Source organism: Nostoc sp. FACHB-892 (assembly GCF_014698795.1).
Lineage (GTDB): Bacteria > Cyanobacteriota > Cyanobacteriia > Cyanobacteriales > Nostocaceae > Nostoc.
This window is the reverse complement of the sequence record NZ_JACJTR010000020.1, coordinates 54256-80813: the sequence shown is the minus strand read 5'-3', so window position 1 is coordinate 80813 and position 26558 is coordinate 54256. Positions and strand designations below refer to the sequence as shown.

Below are 26558 nucleotides of genomic sequence, written 5' to 3'. Positions count from 1 at the left end.
GGACAGCTACTAGCAAGCTGCCCTACAAGGATTATACCCCTAAAATTAGCCGATTGCGGTGGATGTGCAGGAGTTGAAATTCTACATTAGCCACTATCCTTAGCATAAACAGGATTTGTTCAGGACGCAATAGAAAACCATCTTGGCGATAGCTACCTACATAACGGATAACAGATATAGATTCTGCAATGCTTTTAGGGGTTTCTACCAATTCCAGTTCAAATAAGCGATCGCGCAGATTTATTAACTGGCTCTTGCCTGACTTTGTTGTATGCTCATACCAAATCTCATCTTTTGCTTTGATGGTATCAATCCATTCTTGCCATTGTTGTATGGGTATTGTTTCTTCAAGTGCTGCTACGGTAATTAAATATTCTGCGGTTTCTAGCAGTTGAGTAGCTGCCGGAGTTTTTAAATCTATCTGCTCCACATTATATATAGGTATGTCTGTGGGCATTTCCCTAACCAACTGTTCTCGAATAATATCGACGGACACTGGCACAGTTAATTCAAAATCCGCAATTTCACCACTACTAGTAGCTCCTAAAGCCAAAGCAGTTGCTAGAGAAATCCGCGGCATTGGATGAAACCCGCCAGTGAAAGCTATTGGTAAGCCTGCTCGTCGCACAACTCGGTCAAACAGACGGATTAAATCTAGGTGACTTACTAAAGCCATATTACCCTGTTTGCCAAACCAAACTCGCAGTCTTTGTGCCTTAGTTGTGTTGGGAACAAACTCGCCGGTGAATGTCGGAATAGCAGGTGATTCAATGACGACGTTATGGCCAAAGTCGGTTCCACATACGCCACAGTGAGAACAACCTTCAAAAGAGCAGTCGGGTACAATCGCAGCTTCTAAGGCGCGTTGCAAGTCTTCTTGGAGCCACTTTTTATCAATTCCGGTATCAATATGATCCCAAGGGAGGGGAGTATCGAGGGAGTGGGGAGTGGGGAGTGGGGAGTTAGGAGTTAGGAGTGAGGAGTTAGGAGTTGGGAATTGGGCATTTTCCGTGTCTTCCGAGCTATTTTGATCTTGTGCGTGAAACAAATTCCATTCGCCATTTTCTATTTGGCGGTATTTCCAATCTAGATCGGCTTGGGCGATCGCATCTTCCCAAGCACTAAAAGCTTGATCTAAATTTTCATACCAGGAATCCATACCTGCACCCAATTCCCAGGCGCGGCGGACTACTTTGCTCAAATTGCGATCGCCTCGTCCCACAAAATCTTCCATTGCCGAAATGCGAACATCGGTAAAATTTACCTTCACTCCCTTTATCCGACGGAATTCTTGCCGCAACAGGTTTTGTTTACGCTTAAATTCAGTGGTAGAAACTGAGTGCCATTGAAATGGTGTATGGGGCTTGGGCGTAAAGTTAGAAATCGTTAGGTTAAAGTTTAGAGGTTTTCTACCCTTGCCCCGACATTCTCGCTGTAGCCAGCTGACTGTTTCCGCAATGCCTAAAACATCCACATCCGTCTCACCGGGCAAGCCAATCATAAAATACAACTTGATTTTATCCCAGCCTTGCTCCCAAGCGGTTTTTACCCCCCGCAATAATTCTTCATTTGTCAAACCCTTATTCACAATGTCTCGCATCCGCTGAGTTCCAGCTTCTGGAGCAAAAGTCAGTCCACTTTGCCGCGTACCTCCAAGGATGTTGGCAATATTCTCATCAAATCTGTCTACCCGTTGGCTTGGTAGAGTCAGAGAAATGTTTTCATTTTTTAAGCGATTTTTGATTTCCATCCCTACTGCTGGTAGGGATAAATAATCTGAACAACTCAGAGATAATAGGGAAAACTCATTGTAACCAGTTGCCCGCATCCCCTGTTCAATTGCTTCTACAACCTTATTGGGTTCTACATCCCGTGCTGGTCGAGTTAGCATTCCTGGTTGACAGAAGCGACAGCCACGAGTACAACCGCGCCGAATTTCAATGGTCAAACGGTCATGCACCGTTTCTACGTAGGGAACTAACCCAATGGAATATGCTGGTATGGGAGTTGCAACCCGTCGCAGAATTCGTTTTGGTACGTCTGACCGACGAGGATGGACTGAGCCACCCTCTGCCATGTCGTAAAACTGGGGAACATACACGCCTGGTATTTGTGCCAAATCCAGTAATATATCTTCCCTACTCAATCCTGCTTGTTTTCCTTCTTCCAATACCAAACCGATTTCTGGCAGCAATTCCTCTCCATCTCCAAGGGCGATGAAGTCGAAAAAGTCAGCGTAAGGTTCAGGATTCGATGTCGCTGTTTGCCCACCAGCAAAAATCAACGGAAATTGGGACTGGAGATTCGTAAATTCTCCCCCTGCTACCCTTGCTTTTTGCCTTTCTTTCCACGTCAAGGGAATTCCAGCCAGATCCAACATTTCTAAGATATTAGTTGCACCCAGTTCGTAACTGAGGCTAAAGCCTAAAATGTCGAATTCTGTGAGCGATCGCTTTGACTCTACCGCAAACAATGGCGTATTGGTTTCGCGTAGTTTGGTTGCCAGGTCTTGCCCTGGTAGGTAGGCGCGATCGCACAATTGACGCGGTTGGGCATTCAAGATGTTATAGAGAATGATGTGCCCTAAATTGGATGCACCGACTTCATATACTTCTGGGTAAGTTAATACCCAGCGTATTGCTGCCGTATCCCAAGCTTTATGTACTGCTAAACGCTCATTACCCAGGTAACGTCCTGGTTTTAAAATATCCGATGTTATTAATTTTTCAACTGCAACAGCCACTGTGCTATCTTCTAGCTACCTTAATTACAGCTAATCAAACCCAACCTTAGCATTGAATTAGGTATTCTAACAGAGTTTATCGTTGCAACTTATAACTCCTTTACATAAAGTCCACTTCCTACCCGCTTTGTTTTACATAAAGTTATGTTGCAGCCAACTCAACTTCACCATCCAATATTTCAAACACCCTATCGAGTTGCGTTAGTTCAAAAATAATTCTAATTGAGGGAGCAACAGCGCAAAGTCGAAAACCCCTTCCCAAGCTAAGAGCCAGCTTGTGTATAGATAACAATGCCATCAACCCCGAGCTGTCTAACGATTCTACTGCTGCGAGGTCTACTACCAACATGGAAATACCATTTTGTGCCAACGCTGTGGTCATATCTCGTTCAAATTCCAAGGCGTTTGTAGCATTCAAATAGCCTTGCGGGCGAATGACTGCAATCTTGGGATAGTTAAGCACTGCTTGCATAGTTACATCCTATTGAGAATTATTGAAGCGTCAAGCTAAGAATTATTTGAACATAAACTCTATTTTGTTGCATCGACCATATGTATTAGCTCTCTTTGCTGAATCTTTATTTCTTTAGTATGTCTGTTTAAAGATTGTCATAATTCCCGATTAAAGTGTGTTTATGTATACTTTTTTTTTATGTCAGTTCAAAAACAATCAACATAGACAGATTTAGAGCAGACAAATCATCAGTAACCATGCTGATAAAACTTGCTTAGTCATAACTAGAATTAATTTAGCTAAGTCTTAACGGTAAGTAAATCTCTCTCTTTAGGGTTGCTGGTAGCCTACAACATAGTCATAGCGAATTATCTATTTATGTAACTTACCAGTGATATATATCACTAATAAGTTATGATTTGAACACTCTTTATACTTAGGCTTATCTGGGATAATTAATATCATATACAGTTGGTTGATTACGTATGAGAACTCAGTACGCTATTCGGAAATTGGTAGAAAAAGCTCTAGACATTAAAAAACTAACTCCTGAGATAGAAAATGAAATCAACTCAGAACTAACAGAACTGGGTTACATTTCTGACGTTGACTACGAAGCTCTGGAATTATTAATGTCGGAGATGGATGCTGGTAGAGTTAAGTTAGTTCCTAGCTTGGGATATTTCTAATTGCTTAGGCATGGGGTTTTATAATGTATCTCTGTTGGATGAGGTACACGTATGAGACTGAGAAGCTTAACTCAAGCTTATTGACTCAGCACTCAGCACTATCTTGGTATGCTTGCCAAAGTTGGTGAATAAACTGATTAAGTTGCTGCTTGGCGGCTGAGTCAGGTTCACTTTTTGGTTCTTTTGCTAAAACTTGGCTCAACAAGCTAATTACTTCTGTGTCTAATGCTGGTCTAAATAAATTGGCAGGCCAAAGCAGGTCAGATGCATCTCGCAAATCAGTAATTAGCGGCGATTCTTGAATGAAAGTAACCATTAATAAAGGACGTACCCAGCACAACTGACGGGAAACTACAAATTGAATGACTTCTGCATACAGATTCCTGTCGCCATGCTCTAAAGACACAATTTGTCCTGGTTGAAGAAAATCTAGGCTAATGTCCATCATTATGCAGTTTGGGCAGGGACAACGATTATTTTGCAACTTCTTTAATTTTAAAAGTGAGAATGCGCTACTTTTAAAGGAAGCCTCTGTAACATTAAGGTAGCACTCTCACAGCAACCATGTCTTAAGATATGTACTTCACAAGTGGCTATGCAAAACTAATACGACCAATCCCTAGCAGCAAAGGGTTTTTCTAGCATAGTATCTGAACAGAAATACTATAGAATAGGTGAATAACTGTTAAGCGATCGCTACACAGACATTTTGTAGTAGTGAATCAACAAGAAAAGAGCAAAGAGCCGTGTCAGTTGAAACTATTCAAAAGCCTTCCACAACCCGTAAGCTAGCGCCTCGCTATCGCGTTTTGCTCCATAACGATGACTACAACTCTATGGAGCATGTTGTGCAGTCACTAATAGCCACTGTGCCGAGCCTTACCCAACCCCAGGCTGTTAGCATCATGATGGAAGCCCATACTAACGGGCTAGCTTTAGTTATTACTTGCGCCCTGGAACACGCTGAGTTCTATTGCGAAACGTTGAAAAGTCACGGTTTAAGTAGCACAATTGAACCTGACGAATAGTTATTGGTCATTGGTCATTGGTCAAAATTTAGAGTATTGACTGGTGATTGGTGACTTATTTTGTATGAAAAAAAACCTTATCCATTTAGCTGAACGCCCTGCCCCTATTAGGCTGGGTTCTTTTATTTTGACTTTATTGCTGCTATGGTTGCCATTGGCTGCACCAATATACTTTCTAGTGGATGATTCAAACTTAGAAAGTATATTGACATTGGTATTGTTATATGCAGTATTTATTTTTCTCCTGAGACTATGGGGCAAATATGTCTACCAGCAGCCCCAAATTCTGCGGCATTATGGCTTAGAAGTCACGCGACAAAACGGTGTAGATTTGCTGCGTGGCTTGGCTATGGGGATAATCAATATTCTGATACTTTTTGGAGTAGAAAGTTTATTGGGTTGGTTGGTGTGGCAACAACCGAAAGTTTTTTTGCTGAAAGTAATTTTAGAGGGTTTACTTGTTGGCTTGGGCATCGGATTTGCTGAGGAATTGTTATTCCGAGGCTGGTTGTTAGATGAATTACAACGAGATTACAGTCCGCGTGTGGCAATGTGGACAGATGCAATTGCGTTTGCTACATTGCACTTTATTAAACCCTTGGAAGCAATTATTCATACACTGCCGCAATTTCCAGCTTTAGTATTGCTGGGGTTAACGCAAGTATGGGCAAAGCGTTGGCGGAGGGGACGTTTGGGTTTACCAATTGGTTTACATGGTGGTTTCGTATGGGGCTATTACATTATTAATGTGGGTAAATTAGTGAAATATTCTGGTCAAGTTCCTGATTGGGTAACTGGTGTGAATAATAATCCCCTGCAAGGAGTGATGGGGGTGTTGTTAATGAGTGTACTAGCTTTGTGGATACGAGGGCGAACTGAGCGATCGCTTCATATATGAAAATAAAAATATTAATCGTATCAGCTATTTATTTATGATAAATCAGCAGACTGATAGTGATTTTTGGATGCAGTGGATGTTAGAAAATGCTACTAGCTTCTGTGTAGGTCTTCTTTACTTTCCATTTATTTTTCCATTTAATTTTTTTACTTCGTTAAGAAAGATCCGGGTAATGGATAGCCGTCTGCGGGGTGGGGTTCTTGGGGTTTAGTAAGTAATCAAGCGGACATGATATTAAAGTGCTTATCAAACCGTATTTAAATGTATTTAACATTTAAACAAATATAGCTGTGATGTTTTTCATAAAAATTGCCAAGGAGAAAAAACAATGATACAGCCAGTCATTTTAGAAAAATTAGAAGAACTCGCTGAGTCCCTTCAGACAGAAGTGCTTCATTACAACATTGAGTTTTTGATAGAGAAGCACGCTAAAAACTCTACCGAAGAAAAGCAGACAAACAAGCGTTGCGTTGCTGGAACGATGAAAGGAATGTTTGTTCTGCCATTGCCTAATGACTTTGATGAGCCGCTTCAAGATATGAAAGAATATATGGAATGAATAGATTACTATTGGATACTCATGCTTTTATCTGGTTTGTCTCGAATGATGCCACCCTGCCAGTGTTAACTAGAGAAAAAATTGAATCTGCTGAGGCTGTTTTCTTTAGTATTGCAAGTGTTTGGGAAATGGCGATTAAACTCAACATTGGAAAACTATCTCTACAGGGTGCTTTTGAAGAGATTGAACCTAAACTAACTGCTGCGGGTATAACGATTGATTCTGCCTATTACCTTTACCGATACTCTTCAATTCCGTTATTTACCACTGCATCATCGACATCCGTTTGATCGTATTGTGGTGGCACAGGCGATGAATCATTCCCTTGTTTTGATTAGTCGTGATTCGGCTTTTGATGCCTATAATATTCAGCGGGTTTGGTAATGAAAAAGTGGCTACGACACGCAGCATCAAATGTCCTCCCGTGGAAAGCTAGCCCATTCTTCACTACGGGCTATATCGATTTCATCTGCGGAAGGTGCATTTCGTAAATCAGCACATGAGTTTCTGCGTTAAAATCTTATCGGTAGCGTGGTTAATCTACCTGAATCTTAAAACATTTTGTGGCTTTGTTGTATGAAGGAGAAAAGGCTACACCTTTCCCCGATAGAACAGTACTTTTTGCGATTCTCATAAACTCGTCTCAACCACAGTACCCACCAAACACGCTTTATTAAAATTAACGCCGCTTAAATTTGCACCTTCTAACTCTGCACAGAGTAAATTCGCTCCCGTTAAATTTGCCCCTGCCAAATTCGCCCCCCGCAAGTCAGCTTCTTCAAGGTTTGCTTCACTCAATAATGCCCCTTGCAAATCGGCGCGACTCAAATCTGCACCTTTGAGATTTGCCCCAGTCAGGTTTGCACCGCGCAAGTCAGAACCCCGCAAATCAACGCCTTGCAAGTTCACGTTCATCAAATTGGCACCACTCAAGAAAGCACCCACTAATGACACATCACTGAGTCTTGCTCCCATCAAGTTAGCACCACGCAAATTGCTACCCCGCAAGTCAGCACCTGTTAAATCTGCTTGCATCAGGTTTGCTCCCATCAAATTCGCCCGCAAGTCAGTTTCTTGGAGGTTAGCCCCCATCAGATTTGCCCCCTCCAAATGCCCGCCTTCGAGTTTGGAAGCAGCGAAATTAGTGCCAACAAGGATAGCACCAGCAAGATTAATGCGGCTTAAATCCAGTCGAGAGAGTTCCTCGTCTTCTAAATTCGCCCCTGGAAGTTGTTTGAGTTTTCCTAATTTAATGGCTTCAATATTCATGTAAAGTAACTACCAATCTCCTCACTTATCTTGCTGTGACTATCCCATTGGGAATCAAGTATCCAGATGCCAGCGCTGACTTTGGGTGTCATGACGGGTAAGTCAAGTCCCTGTTGTAAACCCATAACTAATAAAGTTAGGGTATCTACAAGTTTAGGGTCAAAGCGGGTAGATTGTTGCTGTCTGCACTCATCTAAAGCTTGAGTAAATATCTGTTCCCGGCTTTGATTTGACGATTTTCGCTCATTGACTCGCCACTGAAAGTCTGCCAATAATGCCAAAATCCTCGACTCTAGGGGAATTTCATTTCCAGCTAAACCTGCTGGTTCCCCTGTGCCATTCCACCACTCGCTTTGATGAGTAATAATTTGGGCAACTGCTCGTAGTCGTGGCATGGTTCGCAATACTTGCGCCCCCGGTACTAAGGGACAAGTTAAGGGACAACTGGGAGCATCTTCTTGGTAACGTGTGGTTATACCGTCACTGAGTACGCTTTCTGCTTTCTGTAATGGATCTATGCGATGCAACAGAGCCGCTAGCCGCAATCTCTTAATCTGCCATGCAGGAAGATCCAAAAGCTGGCCGATCGCTTCAGCAAGAGCTACTACTTCCGCAGCTGCCATTGGATTGTTGACATCTGCCATATCCATCAGTTGCGCCATTCGCAAAAAGGCTTGGATTTCGTTGGAAACCAAGTTGCGATCTAGGGTTTTTTGGTGAGACGCTGTTGGTACGGATAAATTATCTTGCCCAGTCTGAAGGTAATCTACTACACGGGAAACAACTGCACCTAAATTTTCTGATCTGTCCATTGACGGTACAATTTGTTGTTTCTCGGCTGTGAGTTTTTGGGCCAGTTCTGGGTTGTATTTTTTGATGTGAGCGATCGCTATTTCTGCTGTCTCTTGCACTAACTCTGGCTCAAATGTCCACAAGCCATAGAATTTGCGCTCTAAATCTGATGTCGGTACTCCAGTGCTGCCATAATCAGCCTCTGATAATTCTTGACAAATTACCATTGCTGTGTATTTAGGCGATAAAATAATTAAGTGCCACTCCTGAGCTACTGGATCGACTAGATCTATTGCCACTAAGTCTACGTTGGGTAGCTGGCTGGTAGGATGTTCAGCAAAGCCGGATTCAGAGGCAGCCATGATGGCAATTTCGCGGCTGCGCTGGGCGATGTCTGCATATCGCCCGGCTTCTTGCAGATACCATTTACCTCGTTGAAAGGCTGTGATGACTAAGGGTGTACCGTCGTCGGTTAAAATATGGTCTTCTAAAGCATGGCACAAGGCAACTAGGGTATTTTTGTAGTAAACACCGAATCGAATCGGTCTGGTGGTATGGCGATGGGCTGTTTCTAGCTGTTGCAGGATTGAACCTTCTAACATGGGATTTGGTAAAAATAACCGCAAAGGCGCAGAGGACACAGAGAAAGAGAAGGGGAGAAATTCATAATTTTGAATATCCCCATATTATTGCGTTTTCTAGGATATACCCGCTAACTGTTTTTCTTTCATTTCTATTGGTGCGGAAAGTGCTGCTTCTAAGTCGGCACAACCCAATTTTTCCTCCAAGATTTTCATGACTTCGCGTCCGAAATCGTTGGGGTTTTGTTGCCAAGCTTGCAAGCAGACTTCACCGAAGAATGAACCAAGGGGTTCGGGATTCCAAAGAAGTTTTTTAGCTGTCCACGGCATCAAGCTCATTGGATCATATCCTGGTTTAAGGATGCCTTCTTTGAAAGCGTATTCTTCTAGATGGGTATGGGGTTGTAGTCCAATAAAGAAGATAGCCGGTTCGACTTTATCAGCACCAAAAATCCGTTCTAGTTCGCGGTGGTAAGCAATGGTTTGGCGGATGGTTTCGGGACGTTCGTCAATGACGTTAAAGGAGTAGTTGACGGAAACTAAATCGTTAAAACCAGCTGCTTTTAAATCGCGGCAGTTTTGCAAAACGGTTCGCAGGTTATACCCCATCCGCATTTTCCGCACGAGTTCTTGAGAACCACTGGTAATCCCAATTTCAAAGTAGTTCATCCCGGTTTTCGCCATCAAGTCGCACAACTCTGGTGTCAAATTGTCGGCTCTAATATATGCTGCCCAGTGGATATCTGTCATACCAGAATCGACGATTTTTTGCAAGAGTTCTATGGCATCGTCGATAAATTTTCGCGCTGGGATGAATTGGGCATCGGTAAACCAGAAGTTGCGAATGCCGCGATCGTATAATTGACGCATCTCAGCAACTACTTCATCTGCTGGGTTGATGCGTACTTGTTTACCTTCGACAACAGTGTAGACGCAATAACAACAGTTGTGAGGGCAACCACGCTTAGTTTGTACACCTATATAAAAATCTTGCTCTTGCAGGTAAAAGTTAAATTCCGGCCAGATGCTTTCGATATAGTCGTAGTTACAAGCTGTTTTTTCTAGTGGAGTGGGTTGTTCGTGAATTAGGCGTTTCCGTGGTTGAGTTTCTCCCGCTACGTAACAGCGCTCATCTCGAAAATCTCTGCCACCTAAAAGCTTTTCTAACAGGGTTTCCCCTTCACCCACAGAAATAATTGTCCCTTGAGGTAAGCTTTTACCCAACTGTTCATAAAATACACTGACCGCACCACCACCTACAACTACACGGGCATTAGAATTATATTTTTGGGCACGCTTTAAACCACGTTTTATTAAGCCCTGATTGCGCCATAACTCTACATAGTAAGCGATGAAGATCCGTAAACCGCCTAATCCCCCGCGTAGTTTCAATAGAGGATTCTTAGCGTAGTAAAACTCAAAGGCGTTTTGTAGTGGGTTACCACCACGTCCACCAACTGGAGCATAAATTTGTATATCCCGCCAAGAAAATACTAGCAGTGTCGGTTTAAATTCATCGATACAACGATCCAAGGCGGAACTGTAATCTAAAGGTGGCACTGTTCCTAAATCAAAAATGCGCTGTTCGATATTAGGAAACTGTTTGTGAACATGATCGCTCAGGTAGACAACCCCAATGGGAAAGATAGGGTTACAAGGAAGGCGAACGTAAAGAATTCGATTTTCCATCATGGGTATTTTGACTTCCATCTTGCCAATCTTTGGGGAAAGCGAGATAAATTCCTGTTTTTAAAGTGTGTTTTTGTTTTGACTGTTTTTAATCTCTTACAATCTTGCTTGACATTGAAGCCGATTATTGATAAGTGTGAATTTTTCACAGATGTACGAATCAATCAAACTGCTTTGCATACCAAAGGCAAGAGATCAAGAGAAGCTTTATGAAGACATTTTTCATATAGCTTTACGATAACATCGAGTTCATTCATTAAGCGATGATCCCTGGCTTTTAATCCTGCGATCGCTAAAACACAAAAATATACTCCTGAACTATCTCCAGCTAATGGGATCTTCGCCATAGCTACCCTGTAATTATCCGCCTTCAGAAAGTTGAAGATTTTTTGCGGTAAATTAAGAACTTAAAAATGTTCACATAGTGTAAAATTGCAGAGAAAGCAAAAATATTTACAAAGTTTTCACAACCTGCCTATATCTTTAGGTAGAAATAATCTACAAAGATTTCAGTTGGTAGTCGGAGCTACAGCAACTGGGGATCAGGCAATGCTAGGGTTGGCTGGTGTAATGTAAAATTGTGGCGTAAAGCTCCTCAGCAGTTATGGCTCAAATATTAGATCCTCTACCACCTGAGCAATCGGGAAAAATTCTCTGCTGCTACATTAATGCCACCAGCAAAATCCAGATAGCTCGCATCTCCGATATTCCAAATTGGTACTTTGAAAGGGTTGTTTTCCCTGGACAACGTTTAGTGTTTGAAGCTCCACGAAAAGCTCAAGTGGAGATTCATACAGGGATGATGGCAAGTGCAATTTTATCCGATAAAATTCCATGCGATCGCCTAATGCTTGACGAACCTAGCGCTTATGAGTTTGATACAGACTCATCAGATGGAGAAGACCTTATTAATACCAGACCTATGGTGCAGCAAATTAATACAAAAATTGGAGATAGTACAAAACCCTTACAAATTGTTGGTTTAGCATCGGTTGATTAAAAAAAAATTTACTACATTTATAGGGTTGCTAATTCAGCAGCCCTTTTTGTTTATTTATTGGGAATTGGGGATGGGGCATGGGGCATGGGGAAAGACTTGTTTCAAGTTCTCACCCCTTGTCCTCTTGTCCCCTTGTCCCCCTCATCTCCCCCTGCTCCCCCTGCTCCCCCTGCTCCCCCTGCCTCCCCTGCTCTCTCATCTCCCTCATCTCCCCAATCTCATCTACAATCATTCTTATGAATCTGCCTTCATTTCTTTGGTTGTGGAAAATAGCCGCCTGGTCGATGGGGTTATCCCTGCTGGCATACCTGATGTTAGCAGTCACCGGCGTTTGGATGTTTCGGGCGAGAACTTCGCAGCAATTTCCTTTTAATACCCAATTTATGGGCGGACGTCAAGGAGTGCGATCGCTCCATTATCTAATGGGCATCAGCATGGTAAGTTTAGTACTACTATTGCTGGCGATCGGTATTGTTGGTACTCTTGGTCATTTTGGCTCCTTGGGTCACTCATCACATTTAGTTGCTGGATTGATAGTGGTAGCATTAGTTTTACTGTCTGCTTTCAGTGCCACGCAAATTAGTGCCAAACAACCTTGGGCTAGACCCTTACACATCGGCGTAAATATTATTTTGTTTGTAGGATTTGCCTGGGTATCCCTTACTGGTTGGATTGTAGTGCAAAAGTATTTACCTTAAAGAATTACGAATTACGTTAGCGCAGCGTTAGCGAGTCTTCTCCCAAAGGGAGACGCTAAGAGCGAACGAGCGTCATTACGAATTACGAATTGAACAGTCCAGCTAGGACATAGACCTACCCTACAATGAAGAAAAGCATTGTAATTGAGCCGTGACAGCAACCTCAGCCAATATTTCCGCTTCTGTTTTTCGTCTGTCTCCTTTGATTCGGATAACCCTGCTGAGTCTATACATAGCACTCACAGTTCCATTACCTTTCTTGTCGCAGGTAACAGCTGCACCCGTACCCCCAGGATTATTGTGGATAGGGATTAGCATCGGCTTTGTTGCCTTGTATGCTGTATTGACTGAACGAGTAACGGTAGATGACCAGGGAATTCAGGTTACTTACCCCGCCTGGGTGCCTCGCTTTTTTCGTAAAGGCTGGTTTTTACCTTGGTCAGAGGTGAAAGAGTTAAAACCCCGCACTACTGGTCAAGGAGGGCTAGTTTATTACTTCCTTAGCCAGGATGGGAAAGCTTATTTATTACCGATGCGTGTAGCTGGATTTGCCCGTTTCGTGCAGATTGTCCAAGCAAAGACGGGCATTGATACCACAGATGTTCGCCCTTTAGCACAGCCGTGGATGTACTTGATTTTACTAGTATTCACACTGCTGTTATTATTGGTCGATGGCTGGGCGATCGCTACAGCTTTAACTACTGCACAATTAACTTAAAATTGCTATGGGGCATAGGTCATGGGGCATTGGGCATGGCTTAAGAATCAATTATCAATAGTTAGTTCTTCTTCTCCTGCCTCCCCTGCCTCCCCTGCTTCCCCATCTCCCCACTCCCTACTCACCCACTCCCCTTGAATACAGCAAAAGCCACACTCAGGCTAGAGCAAGTTAATCTGTTTACAAGGCTGAAAACCCAACTTCCAGGCAATCAGCAAGGATACCCCATATTGCAAGATATTTTCTTGGAGGCATTACAGGGCGAACGCATTGCAATTGTAGGGCCAGTTGGCGCTGGTAAAACTTCGTTACTATGCCTCCTCAACCGCCTAATTGAACCCACAAGTGGCAAAATCTATTTAGAAAACCAAGAATATCGCCAAATTCCCGTCATCCAGCTACGCCAGATGGTTGTACTTGTATTGCAAGAATCAAAACTTTTGGGGATGACAGTTGGGCAAGCCTTGGCTTATCCTTTAGTCTTGCGTGGTTTGTCCAAACAGACAATTGAGCAACGAGTCAGTCACTGGACAGAACAACTGCATATTCCCAGTGATTGGTTAGGGCGAACAGAGGTACAACTTTCTGCGGGACAACGACAACTAGTAGCGATCGCTCGTGCCTTGGTTATCCAGCCTAAAATATTATTATTAGATGAGCCAACCTCTGCCCTTGATGCTGGTACTGCTTCTCATCTAATGCAAGTCTTAACCCAGTTGAGTCAAACTCATCAAACCACGATTTTAATGGTAAATCACCAACTGGAACTAGCCCAAATGTTTTGCACTCGGTTGTTACATCTACAGCAAGGTCATTTATTGGCAAAGCAAAAAGTCTCTGAAATAAACTGGGTTGAATTACGAGAAAGCTTAATTCAAGCAGAAAATCAAGACGATTTTGGATTTTAGATTTTGGATGAGACAGCAATCAGGAGTAATCTTCTTACTCCCCCTTACTCCAATGCCCAATGCCTAATGCCGCATCAAACTTGACTAGTACTAAGTGTTGAACGTTGATTATTAAATCTCTCTCTAGGTAACTTTGTTGTTTGTGATTGTGAAATATTGGTATTCAAAATTTCCATATTAAAACGGTATCCTACATTGCGGATAGTTTGAATCAAGTTGGGTTGGCGAGGATCAAGTTCAACCTTTTTCCGCAGCGATAAAACGTGAGTATCAATGGTACGAGGGTTATCGATAGCGTCAGGCCAAGCACGGCGCAGCAATTCTGACCTACTCAAAGGCACTCCCCCAGCTTGTGCCAAAACGTACAGCAAGCTGAATTCTTGCGGCGTTAAGTCAATGAACTCCCCCTGGAAGCGGACACGGCGCTGAACTAAATCAATTTGCAAAGTGCCATAATCCAAATAAGCTGGTGCTGTAGGTGTGCGCTTCCGACGAATCAGTGCCTCTACCCGTGCCAAAAATTCTTGCATCCCAAAAGGTTTGCTTAAATAATCATCTGCACCCGCCTTTAAACCTCCGACGATATCACCTTCACTATTACGGGCAGATAGCATTAAGATTAAAGGCTGCTGCTGACGATGCAACCAACGACAAAACTCAATGCCATCACCATCAGGCAGGTCTGCATCCAAAACTACCAGTGTTGGTTGATGACTTAAAAATACTTCCCTTGCTTGATAAATGCTGGCAGCTTGATGCACACGGTATTCCAGTTGTTGCAAGTGCCAACCCAGCAACGACCTTAAATGGGGATTCCCCTCAATGATTTCTATACAAACCGAACCCACGGCGGCAAGACCCCTTAGCGTCGATGACTCTCAAAGTAACAAGCCCATCTCTAAGGTTTTGTAGCCTTTGTTACCTCAATTGCTATTAGCTTTACATTTCCTCATAGAAATAGCGGCAATATCTTTAATTTGTGCCTTGCTGAGGGCGATTAGAAATATTATTAAATTTTTATTAAATTTATCAAAAGTGTTGTTAGACTTATGAAAAGTTCTTTTACCTTAACATTCTGCTTTTAGATGGATATCATCTACCAAAAAACTATAGCCTAAGCAGCTAGCTATTACCACAATAGTTTTTTAATCTGATGCTAGTGGATTATATCTTGCAGAAATTACTTTCTCCACCCACGAATATATCACCAATACAATCGGGGTGTTGACTATGAAAATCATAAAAATAACTTAGCAGAGAACTAGAATCGATGTTTTCTGGAATAGGATTAAAGTAGATTGTAGTTGCTAGGAGGGTACTGCCCAAAGTAGATGTATTGAGTTTTAGTTAATGCCAAAGTGAAATTACAGTTCACATTTGAGCGTGAATCATTTACAATTCTCATTCCAAAGAGATTAATACAGCAGTTATGCTCCAAGACACACAAACCATCCGCTATTACCAAAGACTCACCGACGCCTTCGTCGAGTTATGGAATCGCGGCTATCGCACTGATGATATGCGGATGTATTTGGATGGATATCTAGCCGCATTACGACATGGCAATATTCTTGAACCTATTCTGATTCATCGCTTAGAAGAGGAAGCCAGCCGCTACTTGTACGATGGATCAAATTTTGAAGTGCCGCAACCACAGCCACTACGCGATTATTACTAAGTACCATTTATCTGGTAATTGATAGTAATCCTTAATTACCGCAGATGATCATAGCATATTATCTGTATGCGTCAACTAGTGCCGTGGTGTGAAATTTTGGAGATATTGTATTGATAAAACCTATCCCCTCAGTCCTATATTGGTCTTGCCAATGCGACTGAGGGGATTGTTGACTAGCTATGAAATAAGTTCCAATATAGCTCAAGTATGTTTTTTCACAAACCCAGTGAAGAAGGCAGGAGGCAGGAATTTAGAACGGGATTCAACGAAGAGACTCTTGGTTGGGGGCTATTATCTGGGGGAAATGCCCCCTGACTCCTGCCGTGTAATGAAGGGGGGAACATATTCTTACGTCCCCCACTTCTCCACCAGTGGTTCTCGTACCCTACGGGAAGCTAGCGCAACAGGTGGAGTTGAATCCCCTTGTTGTTCTATCCCCCTTGCTCCCTGCTCCCCGCTCCCTTGCCTCTTTTTCAAGGACATTAAAAATGGCAAATTGCCTTGATTGCGAAGCGCAAATTTAGCAGTATACCTTCTGGTTTGCGTAAAGAGAGATTACGAAGCTAGTGCTACTTCTACCTTTTCTTGCAATTCACCCTTTTGGTACATTTCAATTAGGATGTCAGAACCGCCAACGAATTCACCATTGATATACACTTGGGGAATTGTCGGCCAGTTAGAGTATTCTTTAATCCCCTGGCGAATTTCAGAGTCTGAGAGAACATCAATTGTCTCGAAGGGAACTCCCAATGTATTGAGAATCTGCACAACGTTGTTGGAGAAACCACATTGGGGCATTAACTTGTTTCCCTTCATGAAAACCATAATCTTGTTCTGTTGTAGCAAGTTATCAATTTTCTCTTTGAGTTCTGGCGTCATGGTATTTGTGTTTCCTATGTTACATTCAACGATGACGAGTGAGAAGTTAAAAATTCATAACTCCTAACTCCTAATTCCTAACTCTATGTTTACGAAGCTGGTGTTGCTTGCCAAGATTCAGGAGTATATGTTTTTACTGCCAAGGCATGAATTGCTTCAGTTGACATAGCTTGCCCCAAAGCACCATAAACTAACTGGTGCTGTTGCACTAGTCCCTTACCTGCAAAGTGCGATGAAACTACTGTTACCTGATAGTGGTCACCGCCACCAGTCAAGTCTTGCACCTGAACCTGAGCGTCTGGCAGTTCCGCCTTGATCATTGCCTCAACCTGCTGCGGACTAATCATCGCTATTCCTGAAAAAACTTACTTTTCTATTATTAACAGATATGGAGCAATGCCTGTGCCAAGTTCAGGTTTTGGCAAGGCTAGAAATAAACGCACCTCTGAGGTGGATTTTTGAGGACGCTAGCTCAAAGCTACGGTAGATAATCCTATCCTAGCACTGGAGATGTTCTCAAGCTGCTGCTCAGAGGGAGGGGGAGATGGGGGAGATGGGGGAGATGAGGGAGATGGAGAAAAACAGACAAGAAAGATTTATTTTTTTGGGGATGAGGAAGATGAACTACCACCTGCTGTAGGAAAGGGAGAATCAACAAAACCTAACTCAAACAACTGTTGATAAGCTTTTTTGCCTAAATCCCGTGTTGGGTTTTGACTCTTAATTATTTGAATCAACAACGGCACAGCTAATTCTGGCTGATTTTGTGCCCGATGTACTAATGCTAGCTGAAAGGTGGCTTCATCTCGCTTTTGGGCTGTTAATAGAGCTTTTTGACGCTGAGAATCAGAAACTCTATTGTCAATTCCCGAAAAGCTAGAATTTAACTCTTGATAAAAATTAGATAGCTGATTATAAACCTGACGTGCTTCTTGCAGTTTCTTGGCAGCTAAGGGGTAGTTTTGAGCAGAAACGGATTGTTCTGCCTCTTTCACGAGGCGATCGCCCCCTTCAATGCTCAAAAGGCTGTTACTTTGGGTTATGGGGCGAAGATTATTGGGAGCGTTGGGATCAATGGGTTGTGGGCTATTAGTGCCTGGTAACTGTGATACCTGAGCATTCACAGGTGATAGCAGGCTGAGGACTGCTATGACTGATAAAAAGGTACGACGCATCAAGGTAACAGCGACAGCAGTGTTCATGGGGTCAATTAGTTCAACAACTATACAGAAAATTTATGGAAACTTCGGGTATCTTAACTCTGTTTTGGTCTTGGACAAAGCAAAGCTGCATTCTAAGTTTCTTTGATTTAGACTGAAAATCGGTTTAATAGAGTTCCCATTGCCCCTGTATACTAATTAACTAAAATCGTCGCTATGAGCGATCGCGTTAGTTCCTCTGATTTTTTAATCATCGGTTTACCAGCAAGCACTTTGGGAGTAGTTTGACAAGGCGCTGGCGAAAAGTTGATTTGAGAACAAGTTTTAGGCTGCTTCACCATCCGTCCCGCTACCGACTTCCCCAATAATTATCTCAGCTTAAGTAAGATATTTGGTACGAGAATCTTCCCAAAGCACTGCGTCACGTTTACGACAATTATTAGCTATTCGCTCAAAAAAATGCCAATTTGGCTGAATATCCTGTTAATAGAGGGTAATCTATATATACATCATATACATCCTCAAAGGTTGCAAAATAGCACTAATCTTTTGTGACTTACTCAGGATGAATATAACAGTTAGCAATTCGTGTCAAACCTTGAAAATGTGCAGTTTCTTAATCATGCACGATTAATGACCAATGCTTAAGAGCCAGTCTTAGAACTCTTGACGCTTTACGAGATCAAGAATTAGTAATTTCTGCAAATGCGCGATTAGTAATTTTTCTTTCTTGATGGCTTAAGTGTTGTAGTGCCTTTGCTAAATCAGTTGTGATACTTTTGGCATCTTGTTTTATACAGCCACTCATGTAATCCGCTACTCTGATTGGGGAGCCAATGTCAACACTCACATCTGTACCCCAATTTGGATAAGGTTGGCTATAGTTAATGCCTACGGGTATAATTTTTACCCCTAGCGCGGAATAACTAGATTCAGCACTCAAGGCAAGACGAGCAATTCCCGGCTTCAACTGGTGAACTTGGCCATCACGAAAAATATTACCTTCTGGAAAGATCACCAAGGTTTTTTTCTGCTGAAGTAGCTCAACTCCATGCCGCAGCGTGCGGATTGACGGATGCTTAGAATTTACAGGAAACCCCCCCAAACGTTTGACGAACCAGCCTTGCAAACCTTGGCATTCGTCAACAGTTACCATAAACCGCAGGTCTTGTTCTCCTCGACAATCAGCAGTAGCGTAGGGTACGAGCAATGCATCCCAACGCGCCCGATGAGTAGGCGCGAGAATCACAGGCCCAGTTGTAGGGATATTTTTTTGTCCGGTTATTCTAATTTGTCCAAAGAATAATGGTAATAGGCAGTGACGACCTAATAAATATGCTAGAGGACTTAACCAAGGAGAAACCCTTGAGATAGTACCAGTCACCTGATTATTTGCTGGGGTGTGCTGGCAGGTATCGGATGAAGAGGAAAATTCCATCATGACGAATGCAGCTGATTGACGGGTAAAATTTAAAGAAAAGTCTGATTAGTTACACCGTAGATTCTCTTGTGTGACTTATGTCGTATTAGATGGACAGTTTTACCTCTGTCCGTTAGTTTACACTACGCCGTCTATTGGCAAACCAAGTCTGTAATTGTTCGCGACAAGCTGACTCTAGAACGCCTCCGATTACTTGTAAGCGGTGATTAGAAGCAGCGCTATCGGGGATGTTAATAACTGTACGAATGGCGCCAGTTTTTGTATCGTCTACTCCATATACAAGTAGCCCTAATCGCGCTTGGACGATCGCACCTGCACACATTGGACAAGGTTCAAGAGTTACGTAAAGGGTGCATTCATTAAGATGCCAATTTTGTAAAGTTATTGCAGCTCTCTTGAGAGCGAGAATTTCCGCATGAGCGGTAGGGTCTTTGTCACGCTCTTTTCTATTTTCTCCTTGTGCTAGCAATTTGCCTGTTGAATCAATGATAACAGCACCTACAGGGACTTCACCTGCATCACCTGCTGCTTTTGCTAATTCTAAGGCAGAATTCATCCATTGTTGATGTATAAGATATTCTGTGTATTTAGTTAGCATATTCTTATCAATACAAAAATTTTAAGTTCTGCTCGTCTTTGGACGGGCAACTTCCATCCTACAAAACATAAAAAGTATGTAGCCCACAGGCTTCTCAGCCTGGGGCTATATAATTCAAAATTCTTACAATTTAGCAAGCCAACCGTTGAAGATTAATTTTATTTCTAAATAGCGGATTGGGCTAAAAGAGAATCAAGTTGATTTTGTGTGTCTAGTTGATAGAGATCATCACAGCCGCCAACGTGCTGGTTATTGATAAAAATTTGCGGTACAGTACGGCGTCCGTTAGCGCGTTCTGCCATTTTAACTCTGGCTGCTTCATCGCCGTCAATTTTATATTCGGTAAAATTTACACCTTTCCACCACAGCAGCATTTTGGCACGAATGCAGTAAGGACAAGTTTGCCATGTATAAATTTCGACATTGGCTTTAACTCGCTCTGGATGGCGATTTAAAAGGGGATTCAGAAAGTCCAGCATATTTTCTTAAGCAAGATTTTAACTATGTCTCTAGCCTAGATCATTGCTGGCATTGCTTACCGCATTGGGGCTGGAACCCACTTTTGGAAACCCTCTAAATGATTCCAGTAAGCTAAATATCCAGTGAATGCCCAAATTAGAGCGGCGACTATCAGCACAGCTACACCAATTAGCCGCCAGGTGCGGTTAGTTTTCCAATAGAGGGTTGGCGCTGCAAAAACACCTCCTAAGCCAGTTAAAATAAAGCCGATTCCCGACAAAAGCGGTTGGCGTGTCAAATTCAAATTGATGATGCGGATACCCACTACGATCGCAACAACACCAGCAAAGAAACCGTAAATTGCTATTGTCAATAAATCCCAACCTTGAGCCAGGGCGATCGCAGCCGCAATAAACAAGATGCCAAATAGGATACTTGTCTCACCAAAGGCAATGTTAAAGCTACCAGTAACAGGCCAGGTGAAACTCATGTGTAACCCAGTCGTGAGTGCGATCGCACCCGTAATTCCAAAACCGGGAATCCACTGTCTTTGATTAGAACTATCTATACCACGATACACATAGTCAGCCAGTAGAAATAGCCCAGCTACCATATTGATCAACATGAGTGTGATGTAGTCGATAAACATGATTAACCTCTTAATTTGACAAGCTATTTACTCTGCGCTTTGTTTTTCAGCTTTTAGTGAATTCACTAGTTTTTTTTATTTATTATTTTATACCTAAAGATCAACACTGAAAAAAAGCAATGTTCTCGATATACACCGCTACGTATTTATGCCACTTCTTAACTTAGTGACTTTTAAATACGCTTTATACTGGAGTAGTTAGGAGTAAAAAAATGAGGATGTGTTAACTGGCACTTTTATAACGAGTTAGCAGTAAAACTTAACTTTCTTCCAGGTGTATCCGCCCTTTGGTAGACTTGAAGACTGAAATAGCCAGATAAAGCGGCAGAAATTCAAGCAGTTGAGAGGGCAGACTCTGTGGAAAATACACTTGGGTTAGAGATTATTGAAGTAGTAGAGCAAGCCGCGATCGCATCCGCAAAGTGGATGGGTAAAGGCGAAAAAAACATCGCTGACCAAGTAGCCGTGGAAGCTATGCGGGAGCGGATGAATAAAATCTATATGCGTGGTCGCATTGTGATTGGGGAAGGTGAACGCGACGACGCGCCTATGTTATACATCGGGGAAGAAGTTGGTATCTGTACTCAACCAAATGCCGAAGCTCTCTGTAATCCTGATGAACTAGTTGAAATTGATATCGCCGTTGACCCTTGTGAAGGTACGAACTTGGTAGCTTATGGACAACCTGGTTCGATGGCTGTCTTGGCAATTTCTGAAAAGGGTGGATTATTTGCTGCTCCTGACTTTTACATGAAGAAGTTAGCAGCACCCCCCGCAGCTAAAGGCAAGGTAGACATCAACAAGTCAGCAACAGAAAACCTGAAGATTCTCTCTGAGTGTCTAGAGCGCTCTATTGAAGAACTCGTAGTTGTGGTTATGAAGCGCGAACGCCACAACGATTTAATTAAAGAAATCCGTGAGGCTGGAGCGAGAGTCGCCCTAATTTCAGACGGTGATGTCGGTGCAGCTATAAGCTGTGGTTTTGCTGGAACTAATATTCACGCGCTGATGGGTATCGGTGCGGCTCCTGAAGGTGTAATCTCGGCAGCAGCAATGCGTGCTTTGGGTGGACACTTCCAAGGTCAACTGATTTACGATCCAGCAGTTGTAAAAACAGGTCTGATTGGAGAAAGCAGAGAAGCCAACATTGATCGCTTAAAGTCTATGAATATCAATGACCCCGATAAGGTTTATGATGCTCATGAACTGGCATCCGGTCAAACTGTTCTGTTCGCTGCTTGCGGCATTACCAGTGGTAATCTGATGAATGGTGTACGTTTCTTCAGCGGTGGAGCCAGAACTCAAAGCTTGGTAATTTCCAACCAATCGAATACGGCTCGATTTGTTGATACAATTCACATGTTTGGTAAACCCAAGACTCTCCAACTGAACTAATTTTTAGGGAATGGGGAATAGTAAAAGTAGGGGCGAAGTATTTGGGAATAAATTTTTTTCTCAAACGGAAAAATATTCACCAAAATGCTTTCCTCTAACAGTAGTTAGTAGTTAGTAGTTAGTGATTAATAGTTGTTTGTTGCTGGGAATAACTACCAACCAATAAACAAAAATTCCCCATTCCCTATTCTCACTCAATGCCCTATTTTCAACTACCAACTAGTAACTACGATTTAGCAAATGAATATAGCAGTGGTGGGGTTAAGCCATAAAACAGCCCCAGTAGAAGTCCGGGAAAAACTGAGCATTCCAGAACCACAAATTGAAAGTGCGATCGCTCAACTGGTCAGCTATCCTCATATTGACGAAGTTGCAATTCTTAGCACTTGTAACCGCCTAGAAATTTATATTGTTACCAGTGAAGCAGACCAAGGTATTCGAGAAATAACTCAGTTTCTTGCGGAATATAGTAAATTGCCCGTGCTTTCTCTGAGACAACACTTATTTATGCTGCTACATGATGATGCAGTGATGCATATTATGCGGGTAGCAGGTGGTTTAGATAGTCTAGTACTCGGAGAAGGTCAAATTCTGGCTCAGGTGAAAACTACTCACAAACTGGGGCAGCAATATAACGGTATAAAAACCATTTTGAATCGATTATTTAAACAAGCGCTAACAGCTGGTAAGCGGGTTCGCACTGAAACTAGTATCGGTACTGGTGCTGTCTCTATCAGTTCGGCAGCTGTAGAGTTGGCGCAGATAAAAGTCGCAAATTTAGCTGCTTGCCGAGTGGTAATTCTGGGCGCTGGTAAAATGTCGCGGCTATTAGTGCAGCACCTACTTTCTAAAGGTGCTGTGGAAATTAGTATTGTAAATCGCTCTCGTGAACGTGCCCAAGAATTGGCGAAGCAGTTCCCTGGGCAACCTATTCAAATTCATCCGTTATCAGAAATGATGGCAGTGATTGCCGAAAGTGATTTGGTGTTTACAAGTACTTCGGCAACAGAGCCAATACTTGACCGCGCCAAATTAGAAATGGTTTTAGAAGTTCAGCGCTCTTTGATGTTATTTGATATTTCTGTGCCGCGTAATGTTCATGCGGATGTCAATGAACTAGAAAATGTGCAGGCGTTTAATGTGGATGATTTGAAGGCTGTAGTGGCGCAAAACTACGAAAGCCGTCGGAAGATTGCACAAGAAGCCGAGCGACTTTTAGAGGAAGAAGTGGAAGCTTTTGATATTTGGTGGCGCAGTTTAGAAACTGTTACTACTATTAGCTGTCTGCGAAATAAAGTCGAAACCATCCGTGAACAAGAGTTAGAAAAAGCTTTGTCGAGATTGGGTTCGGAATTCGCTGAAAAACATCAAGAAGTGATTGAAGCATTAACACGGGGAATTGTCAATAAAATTTTACATGACCCGATGGTACAGTTGCGATCGCAGCAAGATGTGGAAGCCAGACGGCGCTGTATGCAAACTCTGCAAATGCTGTTCAACCTGGATGCAGAGGAACAATTTAGTTAAATTTAACAACAAAATCCCTGGCTTCTGTGAGAAGTTGGGGATTTGAGCTTTTCGATTAGATATACTTCTAATTAGATAGATGTCTAATTAGAAGTTAGTTATGCAACCAGAGCAATTTAACATCTTACTCCGCTTTTTCAAGGCATTAGCGGATGATAGCCGATTGAAGATTGTAGGTATCCTGGCGAATCAGGAGTGCAGTGTCGAAGAATTGGCGGCGCTACTGCAACTCAAGGAACCGACGGTATCTCATCATTTAGCGAAACTTAAAGAGCTAAATTTGCTGACAATGCGTCCTGAAGGCAATAGCCGTCTGTACCAGTTGGATAGCGAGGCTTTGCAAAGCATCAGTAAGGAAATTTTTACACCTGAGAAGATAGCATCTTTGATTGAGGATGTGGATACTGAGGCTTGGGAAAGCAAAGTCTTGAAAAACTATTTTGAAGGCGGATACCTTAAGGAAATCCCCGCTAGTCGTAAAAAGCGTCTAGTAATTCTCAAGTGGTTAGCAAACCAGTTTGATATAGGAGTCAACTACCCTGAACACCTGGTAAATGACATTCTCAAACGCTACCATCCCGACTGCGCCACCCTGCGACGGGAGTTCATTGCTTGCCAGTTAATGCAGCGAGAAAATGGTGTTTATTGGCGTACAACATAAATTATGAAAGTTATGTACTAAATTTCAGTGACAAGGAGATGATGGATGCTAGTGGATGAATGCCTTGCTTGCAGTGTACTGGCTGGAAAAGTACAAGCACCTGGTGGAGTTATTTATGAAGATAATTACTGGGTTGTAGAACATTCTTTGAATCCTGTTTTGTTACCAGGATATTTAATTATCAAACTTAAACGTCATTGTGAAAATTTAGCGCAACTTACACCAGAAGAAGCGAGTGCATTAGGTGGAATTATCCAAAACACCTGTTCAGCCCTTTCACAAGTAGTTAAACCCGCTAAGATTCATGTTTGCTCGTGGGGTGAACAAGTCAAGCACATCCACTTTCACATTATTCCTCGCTCATCAACTATGCCTATAGGAAATCTCAAACTGTTAATTTATCTACGAATAAAAAACTTACTCAATCAACTAGGTTTAGGCAAGTGGGTAAGTGATGCCGAAGCAGCAGAAATTAGCCAAAAACTTAAACAAATACTTTTACAGATTTAAACATAGATGATTATGATCTATGGCAAATTAATATAGCAGAATTCAGGAGCGGAGCCGGAGACGCTCCGCCTCCGGTCAAAATAGACTACACCCTGCGACGCTAACAGAAGTAAAACAGTCTCTATGCCTGTCTTTGAGCCTTAGCTTATGTACCTCACCAACTTGAAAGCCGTTATATCATCAAAAATTTTAGCCGCGCAATAACCGCACAACCATAGGTCGTATATTTATGCAATTAGAAACACAAAAATTATATTACACACCTGAAGAGTATTTAGAAATTGAAGAAAAGGCAGAATATAAAAGCGAATACCGTGATGGAGAAATTGTACCGATGACGGGTGGCACTACAAATCATAATAAAATTGCAGGCAACTTTTATGCTTATTTGAAGTTTGGTTTGAGAGGCAAGAATTATGATGTTTATATTGGTGATGTGCGTTTATGGATACCCCGTTATCGACAGCATACCTATCCCGATGTGATGGTGATTGAGGGACAACCTATTTATACAGGAACCAGCACAACAACGGTCATGAACCCGATATTAATTGCTGAAGTTTTATCTAAATCGACTAAAAATTATGACCAAGGCGATAAGTTTCTTTATTATCGCTCTATTCCAGAATTCAAAGAATATATTTTAATTGACCAATATCAGTACCATGTGATGCAATATGTAAAAACTGCCGAAAGTCAATGGTTATTTACTGAACTTGAACATGAATCTGCAATTTTATCGCTGCAAACAGTTGATTTTCAAATTGAATTGCGCGACCTTTATGAGCAAGTAAATTTTGCAGAAAATAACGAAGATTAAAAAATAAAGCTCCAATTCACCGCAGATACTGTTTTATCCAACAAAATTAGCTTGAAATTGTTTAGCGAGTAGCTACCAAAATTCTTCACTAAATTTGTGTTTCTTCCTCAGTAAAGATAGGAGGCCACAATTCAGTAATGGGCAATTCCCAACCTGGAAAAAGTTCTGGTATAGTTAAAATCTCGCCATTTTCTAAAACTGTTGGTTCGCCTATAGAGCGATAAATTGTAACTGTCTCTTCATCAGGATCAATCAAAATCCCGACAACTGCTCCTAGTTCTATAAATTTCAGAATTTTGGCTGCTATAAGTTTAATTTTATCGCTCTGAGATTTAATTTCTACCACCAAGTCAGGGACAAGTTCTCCAAAGTAACGAGGACTTTGGAGAAGTCGGGAAGCACGAACAAAAGAAACATTGGGTGCTTTGAGGTTTGTATCTGGCATGATGAAACCGCCAGCAGAATCAAATACTCTTCCCCAGCAACGAGGATTTATCCAAGCAAAGAGAAAGGCGATGAGACGACTACTGATTTCGCTAGATACGATATCTGACGGACCCATAATTGAAATTTTTCCATTTTCGAGTTCCAGCTGGTAATCTAAACCTGCTTCAGTAAAAGCGGTTTGAACTTGCTCTAAATCTCTAACTGTCATAATTGACATAAAAAGCTTTTTCCACTGAGATATACAACTCGATTTTAACAAGAGCCAAATTTCCGAAAATTTGACACCGTGTGCTGTGCGGCTTTCTCTC

The 26558-nt window shown here is 42.2% G+C and carries 33 protein-coding genes; 16 read left to right on the top strand and 17 right to left on the bottom strand.

What is annotated here, in order from left to right:
• Positions 1-31: 31 nt before the first annotated feature.
• Positions 32-2743: a TIGR03960 family B12-binding radical SAM protein gene (locus H6G96_RS23815; protein ID WP_190914089.1), complete on the bottom strand. Its 2712-nt coding sequence runs from the start codon at positions 2741-2743 to the stop codon at positions 32-34.
• A 142-nt stretch (positions 2744-2885) separates the two neighbouring features.
• The gene (locus H6G96_RS23810; protein WP_190914087.1) at positions 2886-3215 is read right to left on the bottom strand and encodes an STAS domain-containing protein; all 330 of its coding nucleotides are present in this window, start codon (positions 3213-3215) and stop codon (positions 2886-2888) included.
• A gap of 467 nt (positions 3216-3682) precedes the next feature.
• Between H6G96_RS23810 and H6G96_RS23805 the strand changes: the two genes are divergently transcribed.
• Complete coding sequence (locus H6G96_RS23805) at positions 3683-3886, top strand: hypothetical protein (RefSeq protein ID WP_190914085.1); 204 nt, start codon at positions 3683-3685, stop codon at positions 3884-3886.
• Between the two features lie 85 nt (positions 3887-3971).
• Here H6G96_RS23805 and H6G96_RS23800 read toward each other — a convergent pair whose 3' ends face one another.
• The gene (locus H6G96_RS23800) at positions 3972-4331 is read right to left on the bottom strand and encodes a hypothetical protein (RefSeq protein ID WP_190914192.1); all 360 of its coding nucleotides are present in this window, start codon (positions 4329-4331) and stop codon (positions 3972-3974) included.
• A 301-nt stretch (positions 4332-4632) separates the two neighbouring features.
• Here H6G96_RS23800 and clpS point away from each other — a divergent pair, with 301 nt between their 5' ends.
• The 4 genes from clpS to H6G96_RS23780 all read left to right on the top strand — a co-directional run bounded on the left by clpS (position 4633) and on the right by H6G96_RS23780 (position 6661).
• Positions 4633-4914 carry an ATP-dependent Clp protease adapter ClpS gene (gene clpS / locus H6G96_RS23795; RefSeq protein WP_069070124.1) on the top strand — a complete coding sequence of 94 codons (282 nt, stop codon included), beginning with the start codon at positions 4633-4635 and terminating at the stop codon, positions 4912-4914.
• Positions 4915-4978: 64 nt separating this feature from the next.
• On the top strand, positions 4979-5812 hold the full coding sequence (locus H6G96_RS23790; RefSeq protein WP_190914082.1) for a type II CAAX endopeptidase family protein: 834 nt from the start codon (positions 4979-4981) through the stop codon (positions 5810-5812).
• A gap of 328 nt (positions 5813-6140) precedes the next feature.
• On the top strand, positions 6141-6371 hold the full coding sequence (locus tag H6G96_RS23785) for a DUF2281 domain-containing protein (protein WP_190914080.1): 231 nt from the start codon (positions 6141-6143) through the stop codon (positions 6369-6371).
• A complete protein-coding gene (locus H6G96_RS23780) occupies positions 6368-6661 on the top strand; it encodes a PIN domain-containing protein (RefSeq protein ID WP_242063381.1) in 294 nt (97 codons plus the stop codon). The genes H6G96_RS23785 and H6G96_RS23780 overlap by 4 nt, the downstream gene beginning before the upstream one ends.
• A 340-nt stretch (positions 6662-7001) precedes the next feature.
• On the opposite strand, the gene H6G96_RS23775 is transcribed toward H6G96_RS23780, so the two are convergent.
• From H6G96_RS23775 to H6G96_RS23760, 4 genes are all read right to left on the bottom strand, one after another.
• Positions 7002-7640, bottom strand: coding sequence for a pentapeptide repeat-containing protein (locus H6G96_RS23775; protein ID WP_190914077.1), 639 nt, complete (start codon positions 7638-7640; stop codon positions 7002-7004).
• A complete protein-coding gene (locus H6G96_RS23770) occupies positions 7637-9034 on the bottom strand; it encodes a DICT sensory domain-containing protein (protein ID WP_190914075.1) in 1398 nt (465 codons plus the stop codon). The genes H6G96_RS23775 and H6G96_RS23770 overlap by 4 nt, the downstream gene beginning before the upstream one ends.
• A gap of 96 nt (positions 9035-9130) precedes the next feature.
• Positions 9131-10723 carry a photosystem II high light acclimation radical SAM protein gene (locus H6G96_RS23765; RefSeq protein WP_190914073.1) on the bottom strand — a complete coding sequence of 531 codons (1593 nt, stop codon included), beginning with the start codon at positions 10721-10723 and terminating at the stop codon, positions 9131-9133.
• 143 nt (positions 10724-10866) lie between these two features.
• Positions 10867-11049, bottom strand: a complete 183-nt coding sequence (locus H6G96_RS23760; protein WP_190914071.1) for a hypothetical protein — start codon at positions 11047-11049, stop codon at positions 10867-10869.
• Positions 11050-11134: 85 nt separating this feature from the next.
• Here H6G96_RS23760 and H6G96_RS23755 point away from each other — a divergent pair, with 85 nt between their 5' ends.
• The 5 genes from H6G96_RS23755 to H6G96_RS23735 all read left to right on the top strand — a co-directional run bounded on the left by H6G96_RS23755 (position 11135) and on the right by H6G96_RS23735 (position 14026).
• Entirely contained in the window at positions 11135-11278 is a 144-nt protein-coding gene (locus H6G96_RS23755; RefSeq protein WP_190914067.1) for a hypothetical protein, read from the top strand.
• A gap of 28 nt (positions 11279-11306) precedes the next feature.
• On the top strand, positions 11307-11702 hold the full coding sequence (locus tag H6G96_RS23750) for a DUF1830 domain-containing protein (RefSeq protein WP_190914065.1): 396 nt from the start codon (positions 11307-11309) through the stop codon (positions 11700-11702).
• 236 nt (positions 11703-11938) lie between these two features.
• Positions 11939-12400 (top strand): DUF4079 domain-containing protein, encoded by a 462-nt coding sequence (locus H6G96_RS23745; protein WP_190914063.1) that lies wholly within the window; start codon positions 11939-11941, stop codon positions 12398-12400.
• 151 nt (positions 12401-12551) lie between these two features.
• Positions 12552-13118, top strand: coding sequence for a hypothetical protein (locus H6G96_RS23740; RefSeq protein WP_190914061.1), 567 nt, complete (start codon positions 12552-12554; stop codon positions 13116-13118).
• Between the two features lie 134 nt (positions 13119-13252).
• Entirely contained in the window at positions 13253-14026 is a 774-nt protein-coding gene (locus tag H6G96_RS23735) for an ATP-binding cassette domain-containing protein (protein ID WP_190914059.1), read from the top strand.
• A 74-nt stretch (positions 14027-14100) separates the two neighbouring features.
• On the opposite strand, the gene H6G96_RS23730 is transcribed toward H6G96_RS23735, so the two are convergent.
• Entirely contained in the window at positions 14101-14874 is a 774-nt protein-coding gene (locus H6G96_RS23730; protein ID WP_190914057.1) for a response regulator, read from the bottom strand.
• 581 nt (positions 14875-15455) lie between these two features.
• Between H6G96_RS23730 and H6G96_RS23725 the strand changes: the two genes are divergently transcribed.
• The gene (locus tag H6G96_RS23725) at positions 15456-15704 is read left to right on the top strand and encodes a DUF6761 family protein (RefSeq protein ID WP_190728277.1); all 249 of its coding nucleotides are present in this window, start codon (positions 15456-15458) and stop codon (positions 15702-15704) included.
• Between the two features lie 555 nt (positions 15705-16259).
• On the opposite strand, the gene grxD is transcribed toward H6G96_RS23725, so the two are convergent.
• The 8 genes from grxD to H6G96_RS23685 all read right to left on the bottom strand — a co-directional run bounded on the left by grxD (position 16260) and on the right by H6G96_RS23685 (position 20890).
• Complete coding sequence (gene grxD, locus H6G96_RS23720; RefSeq protein WP_190914054.1) at positions 16260-16583, bottom strand: Grx4 family monothiol glutaredoxin; 324 nt, start codon at positions 16581-16583, stop codon at positions 16260-16262.
• A gap of 89 nt (positions 16584-16672) precedes the next feature.
• A complete protein-coding gene (locus H6G96_RS23715) occupies positions 16673-16930 on the bottom strand; it encodes a BolA family transcriptional regulator (RefSeq protein WP_100899811.1) in 258 nt (85 codons plus the stop codon).
• 249 nt (positions 16931-17179) lie between these two features.
• Complete coding sequence (locus H6G96_RS23710; RefSeq protein WP_190914052.1) at positions 17180-17785, bottom strand: hypothetical protein; 606 nt, start codon at positions 17783-17785, stop codon at positions 17180-17182.
• Positions 17786-17937: 152 nt separating this feature from the next.
• Positions 17938-18084: a hypothetical protein gene (locus tag H6G96_RS23705; RefSeq protein WP_190914050.1), complete on the bottom strand. Its 147-nt coding sequence runs from the start codon at positions 18082-18084 to the stop codon at positions 17938-17940.
• A gap of 341 nt (positions 18085-18425) precedes the next feature.
• Positions 18426-19184 (bottom strand): 1-acyl-sn-glycerol-3-phosphate acyltransferase, encoded by a 759-nt coding sequence (locus H6G96_RS23700; RefSeq protein WP_190914047.1) that lies wholly within the window; start codon positions 19182-19184, stop codon positions 18426-18428.
• Positions 19185-19296: 112 nt separating this feature from the next.
• Positions 19297-19782, bottom strand: a complete 486-nt coding sequence (gene tadA / locus H6G96_RS23695) for a tRNA adenosine(34) deaminase TadA (RefSeq protein WP_190914044.1) — start codon at positions 19780-19782, stop codon at positions 19297-19299.
• Positions 19783-19946: 164 nt separating this feature from the next.
• Complete coding sequence (grxC, locus tag H6G96_RS23690; protein ID WP_190914041.1) at positions 19947-20261, bottom strand: glutaredoxin 3; 315 nt, start codon at positions 20259-20261, stop codon at positions 19947-19949.
• Between the two features lie 56 nt (positions 20262-20317).
• Positions 20318-20890: a DUF981 domain-containing protein gene (locus H6G96_RS23685; protein ID WP_190914039.1), complete on the bottom strand. Its 573-nt coding sequence runs from the start codon at positions 20888-20890 to the stop codon at positions 20318-20320.
• A gap of 357 nt (positions 20891-21247) precedes the next feature.
• On the opposite strand from H6G96_RS23685, the gene glpX reads away from it, so the two are divergent.
• The 5 genes from glpX to H6G96_RS23660 all read left to right on the top strand — a co-directional run bounded on the left by glpX (position 21248) and on the right by H6G96_RS23660 (position 25803).
• On the top strand, positions 21248-22285 hold the full coding sequence (gene glpX, locus H6G96_RS23680) for a class II fructose-bisphosphatase (RefSeq protein WP_190914037.1): 1038 nt from the start codon (positions 21248-21250) through the stop codon (positions 22283-22285).
• 240 nt (positions 22286-22525) lie between these two features.
• Positions 22526-23812: a glutamyl-tRNA reductase gene (locus H6G96_RS23675; RefSeq protein WP_190914035.1), complete on the top strand. Its 1287-nt coding sequence runs from the start codon at positions 22526-22528 to the stop codon at positions 23810-23812.
• A gap of 100 nt (positions 23813-23912) precedes the next feature.
• Entirely contained in the window at positions 23913-24473 is a 561-nt protein-coding gene (locus tag H6G96_RS23670; RefSeq protein ID WP_190914033.1) for a metalloregulator ArsR/SmtB family transcription factor, read from the top strand.
• Between the two features lie 45 nt (positions 24474-24518).
• Positions 24519-24983, top strand: a complete 465-nt coding sequence (locus H6G96_RS23665; RefSeq protein WP_190914031.1) for an HIT family protein — start codon at positions 24519-24521, stop codon at positions 24981-24983.
• Between the two features lie 229 nt (positions 24984-25212).
• Complete coding sequence (locus H6G96_RS23660; RefSeq protein WP_190914029.1) at positions 25213-25803, top strand: Uma2 family endonuclease; 591 nt, start codon at positions 25213-25215, stop codon at positions 25801-25803.
• An 88-nt stretch (positions 25804-25891) separates the two neighbouring features.
• On the opposite strand, the gene H6G96_RS23655 is transcribed toward H6G96_RS23660, so the two are convergent.
• Complete coding sequence (locus H6G96_RS23655; RefSeq protein ID WP_190914026.1) at positions 25892-26467, bottom strand: Uma2 family endonuclease; 576 nt, start codon at positions 26465-26467, stop codon at positions 25892-25894.
• Positions 26468-26558 lie beyond the last annotated feature (91 nt).